The organism is Mesorhizobium sp. P2_C7 (assembly GCF_056404515.1).
In genome coordinates this window covers 85,365-98,115 of the sequence record NZ_JBFUDW010000012.1, presented here as the reverse complement: position 1 = coordinate 98,115, position 12,751 = coordinate 85,365, and the positions used below count along the sequence as shown (strand labels likewise).

Here is a 12,751-nt window from a genome sequence, read left to right as displayed (position 1 = left end):
GCCCCGGTCGCCCATTGCCAAAACAGGGTTTGAGGGCAACAATGTTATCAGACGCCCGCGCGCCCGACGCGCATAAAACAGCGTCGGAGGAAATGCGGAGAACACCGCTGGCCAGTTCACGGACGCGCTATGCATGCGGCCTGTCGGCGCTCACCACGGATGAGCCCGACATGGACGCATTCGCCAAGGCGATCGCGTTGGAGGCTGCGGCAATCGACGCCGGCTTTGCCTTGCTGTTTTTTTCCCAGAGCCTGGTCGAGGCCGACACCCTTTCCCGGGCGCTCATGAGCCACGCGCCAGCGCTTCATCACGCGGGCTGCTCGACCGCCGGCGAGATCACGCCGCAAGGCCTCGAGGATGGCCACGTGCTCGCCATGCTGCTTCCGTCCGCAGCGTTCACCGCCGTCAGCGTGATGGTCGACGATCTGTCCTCGTCGGGCATGGACAGGATCACCAGCGAGGTCGAAGCCTTGCGGCGGTCGCTGCGCGCGCGCCTGGGTTGCGACCGCACCAAAGGCACGTTCGCGCTCTGCTTCATCGACGGGCTCTGCTATGCCGAGGAAGCCGTGAGTTCGGCCATCCATTGGGGCCTCGACGACATACCGCTGCTCGGCGGCTCGGCCGGCGACGACCTGAAGTTCGAGACGACGCGCCTGATCTCGAACGGCAACGTCACCTCCGACAGCGCCATCATCGTGCTGATCGCCACCGAAATCCCTTTCCACGTCTTCAAGACCGACAATTTCGTTCCCACCGACGAGAAGCTGGTGGTTACGGCGGCCGATCCCGATCACCGCATCGTGCGCGAGTTCAACGCCACCAATGCGGCGGAGGAATACGCCGCGTCCGTCGGCATCGTCGCGCAGACGCTGACGCCGCTGAGTTTTGCCTCGCATCCGGTGGTGGTGAAAGTGGGCGGCGAGTATTATTGCCGGTCGATCCAGAAGATGCATCCCGATGGCTCGCTGTCGTTCTTCTGCGCCATAGACGACGGTGTCGTGCTGTCGATCGCCCAACCCAAGGACATGGTCGAATCGACGCGCGCGGCGCTCAGGGATGTCGAGGAGCGGCTTGGCGGCATCGACATGATCCTCGGCTTCGACTGCGTGCTGCGCCGCCTGGACGCACGCAACCGTCAGGTGTTTCGCGATATCTCGGAGCTCTACCGGGTCAACAATGTCATCGGCTTCGGCACTTATGGCGAACAATACCGGTCGATGCATTTGAACCAGACTTTCACCGGCATCGCCTTTGGCGAACGACAGGCGGCGGAATAAGATGCCGCTCAGGGACATCAACGATCTCGAAAAGCTGAAGAAGATCAACGCCGCACTGGTCAGCCGTGTCGAGCGGTCGATGGACCAGCAGGGCAATGCATTCTCGCTGTTCCAGACCGCGATTTCGCTGGAAAATCGCGTGCGCACGCGCACCGAGGAGTTGCATTCGACCTTGCGCCGGCTGGAGCAGTCGAACATCGACCTCAGCGCCGCCAAAGAAAACGCCGAACTGGCGAACCTGTCCAAGACCCGCTTCCTCGCCGCCGCCAGCCACGACGTGCTGCAGCCGCTGAACGCGGCCCACCTCTCGGTTTCGGCGCTGGCCGAAGTACAGACCAGCGACGAGGGCAGGAAGCTGGTGCGGCAGGTCGAGCGCTCGCTGGAGACGATGGAGGACCTGCTGCGCACCCTGCTCGACATCTCCAAGCTCGACGCCGGCGTGGTGCAACCCGACACCGGCGACGTCAGCCTGGAGGCCCTGTTCTCCTCGCTGCGCTCGGATTTCCTGCCGGTGGCGGAACTGAAGGGACTGTCGCTGAAATTCCGGCCGGTCAACGCCGTGGTCCGCTCCGACCGAACGCTGCTGCGCCGCATTCTGCAGAACATTCTCTCCAATGCGCTGGGCTACACACGCTCGGGCGGTGTGCTGGTCGGCACCAGACATCGTGGCGACACCATCCGCATCGACGTCGCCGATACCGGCTGCGGCATTCCCGAAGACCAGCGCGAGGCGGTGTTCGAGGAATTCCATCGCGGCACCTCGTCGGCCAATGCCGAGTTGGACGGCGGCGGTCTCGGGCTCGGGCTTGCCATCGTGCGCCGCATGGCCAGCGCGCTCGGCCATCCCGTGACATTTTCATCCAAGGTCGGGCGCGGCACGATCTTCCACATCGACGTTCCGGTCGGCATCGGCGCCCCGGCCGACACCATCGCCAACAGCGCCGACATGGAACGGCCGCGCGGCTACGGCCTGTTCGGCACCAAGGTGCTGCTGATCGAGAACGATGTCGAGGTGCTGCAGGCCATGACCTTCCTGCTCGAACGCTGGCAATGCCTGGTGCGGGCCGCGACCTCGACCGACGACGCCCTCGACATGCTGGGCGATACCGACTGGGTGCCCGACATCGTCATTGCCGACCAGCATCTCGACGGCGGCGATCTCGGTACGGCCACCATCGCCGAGGTCCGCGACTATCTCGGCCGCGCCGTGCCGGCGCTGATCGTCACCGCCGACAGTTCCGAAGCCGTCGCCAAGGCGGCGCGCGCCGGCGGCATCGAACTGATGCGCAAGCCGCTGAAGCCGGCACAATTGAGGGCGCTGCTGGCGCATCTGCTGGCTTAGCCACCATCAAGGAATGTATTGGCGAGCTGAACCGGATTCTCGTCGTTATAGCATCCTTGTTGATGACGGCAGCGACTATGGATCACAAGATTTCTTAGCGATGGAAGGTACCAGGACGATCGACCAAAGGAGATTGCACTTTCGCTTTGATTACGAGCGGTCGCTCCCAATTGGAGACTTTCTACCAACTTCCCATCTTGGAGTTCTTTTCGCAAAGCGTGAAATATTCGATCTGTTTGGTTCGATTATTTAGCGAGGTCGGCACACCTTCTACACGGCAAGGACCGATAAGCACGATCTAGCGATATATGTTCAAATGGAAGAAGTTGATGGCTTTGACTTTTCGAGATCGTCTTATGAAACGTCTGACGACGGAGATATATACCAGATTTATGATTTTGAAAGTGAGTGACGTGTTTTACACGGATCTCAACGTCTTTCGACTGAAAGATAATTTCGGCACGAGGTTTCACATAATTGTTTCTGATAAATTCAAGAAGCTATTTGAATCCAAAGGATTGACAGGGTTGCGTTTCACTAAAGTTTGATTTTGAGTGGTAGAAATTACGGCGACAGTGCACTTTCATCATGTTCGCCGCTCGCCCTGACAAATCACCCGGCCCAAAGAATCGACAATGATAGTACAGTTCTATGACATCACCTTCGACCTGCCTGCCGCATGGGAAGACATAACCGACGACCTTCCCGCAGGTCACCACCCACCTTGGCTAGAGCATCAGGTGTCGGCGCCCTTCAATTCTCTATCGCAAAATATCGTGGCGGGGAAAAGCCAAACGCAGGTTTCGACGTCCTTAGATCGTTCATGATTGAATTTTGTCAAAACAACCTCATAGACGCCAAGCGTATTTGGGCACGAAAATTTGACAGCACGATGTGCGTCGGCGTCTCCTCAGAGACTAAAGATAAGACGTTATCCGCGTGGTACCTATCAAACGGAAACGATTTTGCATTCGTGACATACGTCGCCCTGGACGTGGAAAACGACCGTATTGAATAAGGAGTTGGATGAAGCGTCAGAAATTGTTTCGTCTATATCGCTTTAGCGCCCCGAAACATGCGATATTTTATGAAAAATATTCTTCAGAAGCTTTAATATTTTTCGTATTGCTGATGATAATATGCTACGTAAACAAACAATCTTTCTTTTGATAATAACATTGACCGCTTTTGTTTTTATCGAATTGACAAATTTAGTCATGTTATAAATTACCGTAAAGAGAGATAGATAAATTCAAGGTGAGAATTACGGTGACAGTGCGCTTTTTGCGATGTTCGCCCGGCCGCCATTGCATAACGAGGTGACTTAACAATGGTAGATCAACCGCGATTGCGATATGAAAATAATTCATGGACGCTAGAGGGTCTAAGGGGCGATTATGATCTCAAAGAAGTTAGAGATTTCTTCCGACTTTTTTCGTTGCTGGATGATTCGTTCTTGACCGCCGCTGATACCGTCAAAGAATGGATTGATGGACGCACGCAACAGAATTTTCCTATGTGGAAGATCGTTGCGGCAGCATTCTTATCAAAGTCACGGTTAGCATCCGAGAAAGCCGCAGCATGGCTGCCCTCACTAGCAGACGAAGACCTTCGCGAACTCCAGCCCTATTTGTCGGATATTGTGTCGTCTAGATGGGCTAACCAGAAAACGCGTCATCTCGCGAGAAAGTACGTCAATCGGTCGTATTATTAAATTTCAAAAATGACGAGAAGCACTTTTGCCAACCGGCACCGCCACCCCACCCCGTTCCGCTTCGCCTCAAAACCCCGCTTGGTCTCGAAACAGCTCCGCATTGTCCAGTTTCGACACCTCGATCACCGCTTGCGTGCGGCTGTACACATTAAGCTTGCGCAGGATTTCCGACACATGCGCCTTGACCGTGGTTTCGCCGACCTGCAGCTCGTAGGCGATCTGCTTGTTGAGCAGGCCCTGGCGCAGCATCTGCAGCACGCGCAGCTGTTGCGGCGTCAGCGTCGACAGGCGCTGCACCATATCGGCGCGGTCGATGCTGTCGGCGTCGGGCGTGCGGCCCTCATAGTTTTCCGGCACATAGATCGCGCCTTCCATCACTGAGCGTATGGCGGCGGCCAGGTCGCTCTTGCGCGCCGATTTCGGAATGAAGCCGGCGGCACCGTAGGACAGCGCCTCGGAAATGATTTTTGGCTCCTCATAGCCCGAGACGATGACCACCGGCAGGCGCGGATAGCGGGTCCTGAGCTGCAGCAGCCCTTCGAAGCCGTGCACGTCGGGCATGCTGAGGTCGAGCAGTGCCAGATCGAATGGCTTGGCGCCGGCCAGAAGGTCGAGCGCCTCGGTGATCGAACGCGCCTCCACCGTGTCGACCTCCGGATAGGCCATCTGCACCGCGCTGTGCAGCGCCTCGCGAAACAGCGGATGGTCATCGATGATGAGGAACCGGGCGCGATCGTGGATTGCGGTCATGGGGTTCATTTCAGTTAGGGGCGATTGATGCATGTCGCCCAAAAGTGGCCCCGGTTTTGGGTGAACGACATGCATGAGACAAAGACCAAAGCGCGGCGCCTCAAATCCGTTCAAACGCGACGCGCTTTAGAATACCCTCGCGACCATGGCCAGATTATTGCCAAATAGTACATCGCCATCTCCGTCGGAAAGCGCCGTCGGCGCTTTCTCGATCCATTCGCCTTGCCCGGCCGCACAAATCGGCCGAATGTTCCGGCAACCAAGCAGAGACCCACATGACCGCCTTCGTCCTTCTCTCGCCCGCAACATCATCGGTGGCCGTTGCCGGCTCGCCCGAGCGCTTTGCGGTGCGCCGCATCTTCTGCGTCGGCCGCAACTACGCGGCGCATGCCCGCGAATTCGGCAATGACGAGCGCGATCCGCCCTTCTTCTTTACCAAGCCGGCCGATGCGGTGGTCGATTCCGGCACCACCATCCCCTACCCACCCCTGACCGGCAATCTGCACCACGAGATCGAACTGGTCGCTGCGATCGGCAAGCCAGGCTTCCGCATCACGCGCGAGCGGGCTCTAGATCATGTCTGGGGTTATGGCGTCGGCATCGACCTCACCCGCCGCGATCTGCAGGATGAAGCCAAGAAGACGGCGCGGCCCTGGGACTGGTCGAAGGCGTTCGACCGCTCCGCGCCTTGCGGCCCGCTGGTCCCCGCAGCGAAATCCGGCCACCCGCAAAAGGGCCGCATCTGGCTCACCGTCAACGGCAAGATCAGGCAGGATGCCGACCTCGCCGAACTGATCTGGCCGATCGCCGATATCGTATCGATCTGCAGCGAGGCGGTGGAACTGGAACCCGGCGACCTGATCTTCACCGGCACGCCGGCCGGCGTCGGCGCGGTAGGCCCAGGCGACACGATGACTGGCGGCATCGACGGCATCGGCACGATCGAAATCACCGTCGGCCAGCCGAAGTAAGCGCATGAGCGACATCGTCCTGCACAACTACTATCGCTCCTCCACCTCCTATCGGGTGCGGATTGCGCTGGAGATGAAGGGGCTGAGCTATGATTATGTCCCGCATCACCTGCGCCATGGCGAGCATCTGGAACCAGCCTATCTCGCGGTCAATCCGCAAGGGCTGGTGCCGGCGCTGATCCTCGACGACGGAACGCTGTTGACGCAATCGCTGGCGATCATCGAATTCCTCGACGAGACCCGTCCCGAACCACCGCTGCTGCCGAAGGACGCGGCTGGCCGGGCGCGGGTCCGGATGCTGGCGCAGATGATCGCCTGCGATATCCATCCGGTGAACAATCTGCGCGTGCTGACTTCGCTGCGCACCTTGTTCGGCGCCGGCGACCAGGACATCGCCAACTGGTTCCGCCATTGGGTGAACGAAGGCTTTCAGCCGCTGGAAAAGATGCTGGTTGCCTCGGCCGAGACCGGAGCATTCTGCCATGGCAACATGCCGGGCCTGGCCGACATCTGCCTGGCGGCGCAGGTCACCAGCAATGCGCGCTTCGGCGTTGACATGACACCCTACCCGACGATCGCGCGCATCAACGCCGCCTGCATGGCGCTGCCGGCCTTCCAGAAGGCGGCGCCCCAGAACCAGATCGATGCCGAGTAAGGCCGCCGACGCGTAGCGCCAGCGCCAACTGGTCAGTCCGTTTGGCGGATTCGATTTCCGCTTGACCGCACAGGGAATCGGCTATCGTTTCCCACAGGCCATTTGAAGGTTGGGAGTTACCAATGAAAGCCGTCGTCTTCGAGAAATTCGGCGAAGCGCCGACGATCCAGACCGTTCCCGATCCGAAACCGGCTGCCGATGGCGTCGTCATCAAGGTCGAGGCGACCGGGCTGTGCCGCAGCGACTGGCATGGCTGGATGGGTCATGACGACGGCATCCGTCTGCCGCATGTACCGGGCCATGAGCTGGCCGGTGTCGTGGTTGCCGCCGGCAAGCATGTCACCCGCTGGAAGGCCGGCGAGCGCGTCACCGTGCCGTTCGCCGTCGGCTGCGGCCACTGCTTCGAATGCACCTCGGGCAATCACCAAGTCTGCGAACATCAGACGCAGCCCGGCTTCACCGGCTGGGGCTCGTTCGCCGAATATGTCGCCATCGAACACGCCGACACCAATCTCGTGCGCTTGCCCGACGAAATGGAATTCGCCACCGCCGCCAGCCTCGGCTGCCGCTTCGTCACCTCGTTTCGCGCCATCGTCGATCAGGGCCGGGTGACGCCGGGCGAATGGGTGGCGGTGCATGGCTGCGGCGGCGTCGGCCTGTCGGCGATCATGATCGCCAGCGCGATGGGCGCCAATGTCATCGCCATCGACCTCACCGACGAGAAACTCGATTTCGCCACGAAGATCGGCGCCGTCGCCACCATCAACGCGTCGAAAACGCCGAATGTCGTCAAGGCCGTGAAGCAGATCACCAACGGCGGCGCGCACATGTCGATGGACGCGCTCGGCCACCCCACCACCTCGTTCAACTCGATCGCCAACTTGCGCCGGCGCGGCCGCCATGTGCAGGTCGGCCTGATGCTGGGCGAGCACGCCCGCCCGCAGGTGCCGATGGACAAGGTGATTGCCTTCGAGCTCGAGATTCTCGGCAGCCACGGCATGCAGGCCTATCGCTACCAGGCGATGATGGAGATGATCCGCAACGGCAAGCTCAAGCCCGAACTTCTGGTCGGCAAGAAGATCAGCCTCGACGAGGCGCCCGCGGCCTTGATGGCGATGGGCGGCTTCGAGGGTATCGGCATCGGGGTGGTGACGAAGTTCTAGGGGTGGGAGCCGCAACCCCGGAACTATCTGGCAAATTTCTTCGCGCCGAACACGCACAGCACCACGCCGAGCGTGACGATGACCATTAGCGGACTGACCTGCTCATGCAGCAGCGTCGCCGCCAGTGCCAGGCCAAAGAACGGCTGCAAAAGCTGTAACTGCCCCACCGCAGCGATGCCACCTTGCGCAAGGCCGCGGTACCAGAACACGAAGCCGATCAGCATGCTGAACAGCGAGACATAGGCGAGCCCGATCCAGGCGTTGGAGCCGACGCTGGCAAAGGATCGCGGCAGCGTCGCGAAAGTCAGCACCAGCATGATCGGCAGCGACAGCACCAGCGCCCAGCAGATCACTTGCCAGCCGCCGAGCTTGCGCGACAGCGCTGCACCCTCGGCATAACCCAGGCCGCAGACGACGATGGCGGCCAGCATCAGACCATCGCAGACCGGCGAGGCTGTCACACCCTGCATCAGGGCAAAGCCCGCGACAAGCGCGCTGCCCACGCACGAGAACAGCCAGAACGCCGGGCGAGGACGTTCACCGCCGCGCAGCACGCCGAAAATCGCCGTCGCCAGCGGCAGCAGGCCGACGAAGATGATGGAGTGGGCCGAGGTGACGTGTTTGAGCGCCAGTGCCGTCAGCAGCGGGAAACCCACCACCACGCCGAGCGCGACGATGACCAGCGACAGCAGATCCCCTCGCTCCGGGCGCTTTTGGCGGAACACCAACAGCAGGGCGAGACCAAGCAGTCCGGCAATCGCCGCGCGGGCCGATGTCACGAAGGTTGGATCGAAATCCATCACGGCGACGCGCGTTGCCGGAAGCGAACCGCTGAAAATCAGCACGCCGACGAATCCGTTCAGCCAGCCGCTCGCCATCTTGTCCATCACAGGCTCCGTTTGTTTCGCCCTCTATCGGGCCTGCGCCTATGGCGTCGCCAGAGACAATGGGGTACAATTTTGCAAAACTGTAATGGTCAAAAAGGCAGTACAGATGACGATAGCAGCGCTTGAGACTGAGGACACGGTCACTTTGGTCGAGAGCGTGATGGCAACTGTCCGCCAGCGGATTGCCGCGCGCAGCCTGACTCCGGGAGCGCGATTGCCGTCGATCCGCGCCTTCGCCAAATCCATGCAGGTTTCCAAATCCACCGTGGTCGAAGCCTATGAGCGGCTCGCCGCAGAAGGCACGATCCGTTCCCGGCCGGGCTCAGGCTTCTATGCCGCCGGCTCGTTGGCGCCGCTGTCTCTGGCCGAGATCGGGCCCCGCCTCGACCGCGCGGTCGATCCGCTCTGGATCTCGCGCCAGTCGCTGGAGGCAGGCGATGACAGTCTGAAACCCGGCTGCGGCTGGCTGCCGGCCGCGTGGATGCCCCAGGCAGGGTTGCGCCGCGCGCTGCGAACCGTGGCGCGCGCCGATGATGTCGCGCTCGCCGACTACGGCACGCCGCTCGGCCTGCCGCCGCTGCGGAACCTGCTGGCGCGGCGCATGGCCGAGCATGGCATCGAAGCCTCTCCCGAACAGATCATGCTGACGGAATCGGGCACGCAGGCCATCGATCTCCTGTGCCGGTTTCTGATCGAGCCCGGTGACACGGTACTGGTCGACGATCCCTGCTACTTCAATTTTCATGCTTTGCTGCGCGCCCATCGCGCCAAGGTCGTCAGCGTTCCTTACACGCAGTCAGGGCCGGACATCGACCTGTTCGCGCAGGCGTTGGCCGAGCACCGGCCTCGCCTCTACATCACCAATTCGGCCATCCACAACCCGACCGGCGCGATCCTGTCGCCAGTCACGGCCCACCGGCTGCTCAAGCTCGCCGATCAATCCGACCTGACCATCGTCGAGGACGACATCTTTGCCGATTTCGAACATGCGTCCGCCCCCAGGCTGGCGGCATTCGATGGCCTGAGCCGGGTCGTCCAGATCGGCAGTTTCTCCAAGACGCTGTCGGCGTCTGTTCGCTGCGGCTTCATCGCAGCACCCCGCGACTGGATCGAGCGCCTGACCGATCTCAAGATCGCCACCACCTTCGGCGGCGGGCGGCTTGCGGCCGAACTGGTGCTGACTCTGCTGAAGGACGGCAGCTACCGCAAGCACATGGATCTGCTGCGGGCGCGGCTTTCGCGCGCCATGGGCGAGACGAGCACCCGCCTGAGGGCAATCGGCATCACGCCCTGGATCGACCAGCCGGCCGGCATGTTCCTATGGTGCAGCCTGCCGGATGGCGTCGATGCGGCCGAAGTCGCCCGCCGGGCTCTCGCCGACAACATCGTGCTGGCGCCCGGCAATGCGTTCAGCCTGTCCCAGACAGCCAGCCGCTTCCTGCGCTTCAACGTCGCCCAGTGCGCGGACGAGCGGATTTTCAAGGTGGTTGAGGCGGCGATGGCGCGTTGACGTTGCGAGGTGGTCAGCGAGCCGCACAGACCTCCCGCACGCAGTCGCGCAACCAGCGCTGTGCCGGATCGGCATCGAGACGCGGATGCCAGAGCATGGAGATGGTGACCTCCACGGTGGCGACCGGCAGCGGAAAGCTGTGCATGCCGGCGCGTGCGCCTTCGGTGTGCCGCTCGGGCACGCTGGCAATCAGGTCCGATGCACGCGCCAAGGCAAGCGTGGCCGAAAAGCCGGAAACCATGCACACGACAGTCCGCTGGAGTCCGAGCCGCTCAAGGGCTTCATCGATCGGCCCTTTCTCGCGGCCACGCCGCGAAACACTGATGTGGCGGCCGGCCGCGTAGCGCTCGGGCGTCATGACGCCCTGGCTCATGGGATGGCCAGCGCGCACGGCGCCGATGAAGCGGTCGCGAAACAGGGCCTGAATGCGCATCTCAGGCCCGGTTTCACCGGCGACGCCGATTTCCAGGTCAACCGCCGCCTCGCGCAGCGGCGTGACATCCTTGTCGGACTTCGGCGCGAAACGCAGTCGCACGCATGGCGCCTCCGCTTCGATGCGAGCAACAAGGCGCGGCGCGAACTCTTCCACGAAGCTTTCATTGGTGCGCAGTGTGAAAGTGCTGGCGAGGCCCGAAAGGTCGAGGAGCGTGGCAGGGCGCAGAAGTGCTTCCGCATCCTGGACGACGCGACCGGCCTGCTGCCGCAACTCCTGCGCACGCGGTGTCGGAACCAGGCCGCGGCCGGCGCGAACCAGAAGCGGATCGCCCGTCGCCTCGCGCAGCCGCGCCAGCGTCCGGCTCATCGCCGAGGGGCTGAGACCAAGACGATTGGCGGCGCGCGCCACACTGCCTTCGGTCAGCAGAACGTCGAGAGCGACGAGCAAATTGAGATCGGGCGATGCCATCGGCGGATCATAGCACATGATATGGCGTTTGGTGCACGAATAGCATGCAAACGCTGCGCCTTCCGCCATATCATCCAAGAGACTAGATCTCCGACAGCTCCGGTTCTGGAGCCGATGGAAAGGAGATCGCCTTGACAATCGCAGAGCAAAATGAGCGCGTATCGGCGCCGCCCCAGGTCCAATCCTCCCGACGGGCGCTGGCGAGCCTTTCGCTCGCCACCCTACTGTCGTCGCTGGGAACCAGCATTGCCAGCGTCGGCCTGCCGTCGCTGATGCAAGCGTTCGGCGCTTCGTTCCAGTCGGTGCAGTGGGTTGTTCTGGCCTATCTGCTCGCCATCACCACATTGATTGTCAGCGCCGGACGGCTGGCCGACATGTTCGGGCGCCGGCCGTTGCTGCTTGGCGGCATCGCGCTGTTCACGCTGGCATCCATACTCTGCGGCCTGGCGCCAACGCTCTGGCTGCTGATCGCCGCGCGGGCCGTGCAAGGACTTGGTGCGGCGCTGATGATGGCGCTGACGCTGGCTTTTGTCGCCGAAACGGTGAGCAAGGCCAAAACAGGCAGCGCCATGGGCCTGCTCGGCGCCATGTCCGCAATCGGCACGACACTCGGGCCCTCGCTCGGCGGCCTTCTGATCGCGGGCTTCGGCTGGCGGGCGATTTTCCTCGTCAACGTGCCGCTGGGCATGCTCACCTTCGCCCTCGCCTATCGTGCCTTGCCGGCGCGCGGCAAGCCAGCCCAGGCTGATCGGGGCAAGTTCGACGCCGTGGGCACTGCCCTGCTGGCCCTGACGCTGGCCGCCTATGCGCTGGCCATGACGCTTGGCAGGGGCAATTTCGGCGCACTCAACCTCGGCCTGCTGATAGCTGCCGGGATCGGCGTCGTTCTGTTCGCCGCAGCGCAGGCGAAAGTGAAGAACCCCTTGATCAAGCTTGCCAGCTTTCGTGACCTCCAGTTGAGCGCCAGCCTGGCGATGAGCATCGTCGTCGCAACGGTGATGATGGCGACCCTGGTGGTTGCCCCGTTCTACCTGTCGCGCGGGCTCGGACTCGATGCCGCAAGGGTCGGCCTCGTGCTGTCGACCGGTCCGCTCGTCTCGGCCCTGTCGGCGCTGCTGGCCGGACGCCTGACCGATCGCTTCGGGCCCCACAGGATGATGGTTGCCGGCTTGGCCTGCCTTGCCATCGGCACGTTCCTGCTGTCGCTCGCCATGACGAAACTCGGCATTGCCAGCTATGTCGTGCCGATCACCATCACCTGCATCGGCTACGCGCTGTTCCAGACGTCCAACAATGCAGCCATCATGACCGGTGTCGGCGCCGGCGAGCGCGGTGTCGTCTCCGGCCTGCTCAATCTGTCGCGCAATCTCGGCCTCATCACCGGCGCATCGTTGATGGGCGCCGTCTTCGCCGTCGCATCGGCTGGGGAACAAGACATTCTGAGTTCCGTGGCCGCTGCCCGGGGAATGCAGGTAACCTTTCAGACGGCAACGGCACTGGCGCTCGTCGCGCTGTTCCTTGCGCTGCTCTCGGCCCGCACCGTTGGCCGCGCGGAGCCCAATGTTCAGTAAGCCGTGA

Annotated in this window: 10 protein-coding genes; 7 read left to right on the top strand and 3 right to left on the bottom strand. The window is 62.0% G+C overall.

All coding sequences use genetic code 11. The annotated features are described in order from the left end of the window. The first annotated feature begins 92 nt into the window (after window positions 1–92). On the top strand, window positions 93–1,277 hold the full coding sequence (locus tag AC1D2G_RS23550; RefSeq protein WP_477416961.1) for an FIST N-terminal domain-containing protein: 1,185 nt from the start codon (window positions 93–95) through the stop codon (window positions 1,275–1,277). 1 nt (window position 1,278) lies between these two features. Further along, window positions 1,279–2,619 carry a hybrid sensor histidine kinase/response regulator gene (locus AC1D2G_RS23545; protein WP_184873667.1) on the top strand — a complete coding sequence of 447 codons (1,341 nt, stop codon included), beginning with the start codon at window positions 1,279–1,281 and terminating at the stop codon, window positions 2,617–2,619. A 1,780-nt stretch (window positions 2,620–4,399) separates the two neighbouring features. On the opposite strand, the gene AC1D2G_RS23540 is transcribed toward AC1D2G_RS23545, so the two are convergent. Then, the gene (locus AC1D2G_RS23540; RefSeq protein WP_477416959.1) at window positions 4,400–5,083 is read right to left on the bottom strand and encodes a response regulator transcription factor; all 684 of its coding nucleotides are present in this window, start codon (window positions 5,081–5,083) and stop codon (window positions 4,400–4,402) included. 275 nt (window positions 5,084–5,358) lie between these two features. Here AC1D2G_RS23540 and AC1D2G_RS23535 point away from each other — a divergent pair, with 275 nt between their 5' ends. From AC1D2G_RS23535 to AC1D2G_RS23525, 3 genes are all read left to right on the top strand, one after another. Further along, on the top strand, window positions 5,359–6,054 hold the full coding sequence (locus tag AC1D2G_RS23535; RefSeq protein WP_477416957.1) for a fumarylacetoacetate hydrolase family protein: 696 nt from the start codon (window positions 5,359–5,361) through the stop codon (window positions 6,052–6,054). A gap of 4 nt (window positions 6,055–6,058) precedes the next feature. Then, window positions 6,059–6,709 (top strand): maleylacetoacetate isomerase, encoded by a 651-nt coding sequence (gene maiA / locus AC1D2G_RS23530; protein WP_477416955.1) that lies wholly within the window; start codon window positions 6,059–6,061, stop codon window positions 6,707–6,709. A 122-nt stretch (window positions 6,710–6,831) separates the two neighbouring features. After that, window positions 6,832–7,872 carry a zinc-dependent alcohol dehydrogenase family protein gene (locus AC1D2G_RS23525; protein ID WP_477416954.1) on the top strand — a complete coding sequence of 347 codons (1,041 nt, stop codon included), beginning with the start codon at window positions 6,832–6,834 and terminating at the stop codon, window positions 7,870–7,872. Between the two features lie 23 nt (window positions 7,873–7,895). Here AC1D2G_RS23525 and AC1D2G_RS23520 read toward each other — a convergent pair whose 3' ends face one another. After that, window positions 7,896–8,759: a DMT family transporter gene (locus AC1D2G_RS23520; protein WP_477416952.1), complete on the bottom strand. Its 864-nt coding sequence runs from the start codon at window positions 8,757–8,759 to the stop codon at window positions 7,896–7,898. A 106-nt stretch (window positions 8,760–8,865) separates the two neighbouring features. Here AC1D2G_RS23520 and AC1D2G_RS23515 point away from each other — a divergent pair, with 106 nt between their 5' ends. Next, window positions 8,866–10,269 (top strand): aminotransferase-like domain-containing protein, encoded by a 1,404-nt coding sequence (locus AC1D2G_RS23515; RefSeq protein ID WP_477416950.1) that lies wholly within the window; start codon window positions 8,866–8,868, stop codon window positions 10,267–10,269. A 13-nt stretch (window positions 10,270–10,282) separates the two neighbouring features. Here the strand turns inward: AC1D2G_RS23515 and AC1D2G_RS23510 are convergent, their stop codons facing one another. Next, window positions 10,283–11,173, bottom strand: coding sequence for a LysR family transcriptional regulator (locus AC1D2G_RS23510; RefSeq protein ID WP_477416948.1), 891 nt, complete (start codon window positions 11,171–11,173; stop codon window positions 10,283–10,285). Window positions 11,174–11,304: 131 nt separating this feature from the next. Between AC1D2G_RS23510 and AC1D2G_RS23505 the strand changes: the two genes are divergently transcribed. Continuing rightward, the gene (locus tag AC1D2G_RS23505; protein WP_477416946.1) at window positions 11,305–12,744 is read left to right on the top strand and encodes an MFS transporter; all 1,440 of its coding nucleotides are present in this window, start codon (window positions 11,305–11,307) and stop codon (window positions 12,742–12,744) included. Window positions 12,745–12,751 lie beyond the last annotated feature (7 nt).

Excerpts from the sequence above, each read along its gene's own strand:
- AC1D2G_RS23510 (WP_477416948.1), bottom strand. The coding sequence starts at position 11,173 with ATGGCATCGCCCGATCTCAATTTGCTCGTCGCTCTCGACGTTCTGCTG.
- AC1D2G_RS23550 (WP_477416961.1), top strand. The coding sequence starts at position 93 with ATGCGGAGAACACCGCTGGCCAGTTCACGGACGCGCTATGCATGCGGC.
- AC1D2G_RS23515 (WP_477416950.1), top strand. The coding sequence starts at position 8,866 with ATGACGATAGCAGCGCTTGAGACTGAGGACACGGTCACTTTGGTCGAG.
- AC1D2G_RS23535 (WP_477416957.1), top strand. The coding sequence starts at position 5,359 with ATGACCGCCTTCGTCCTTCTCTCGCCCGCAACATCATCGGTGGCCGTT.
- AC1D2G_RS23520 (WP_477416952.1), bottom strand. The coding sequence starts at position 8,759 with ATGGACAAGATGGCGAGCGGCTGGCTGAACGGATTCGTCGGCGTGCTG.
- AC1D2G_RS23540 (WP_477416959.1), bottom strand. The coding sequence starts at position 5,083 with ATGACCGCAATCCACGATCGCGCCCGGTTCCTCATCATCGATGACCAT.
- maiA (WP_477416955.1), top strand. The coding sequence starts at position 6,059 with ATGAGCGACATCGTCCTGCACAACTACTATCGCTCCTCCACCTCCTAT.
- AC1D2G_RS23545 (WP_184873667.1), top strand. The coding sequence starts at position 1,279 with ATGCCGCTCAGGGACATCAACGATCTCGAAAAGCTGAAGAAGATCAAC.
- AC1D2G_RS23525 (WP_477416954.1), top strand. The coding sequence starts at position 6,832 with ATGAAAGCCGTCGTCTTCGAGAAATTCGGCGAAGCGCCGACGATCCAG.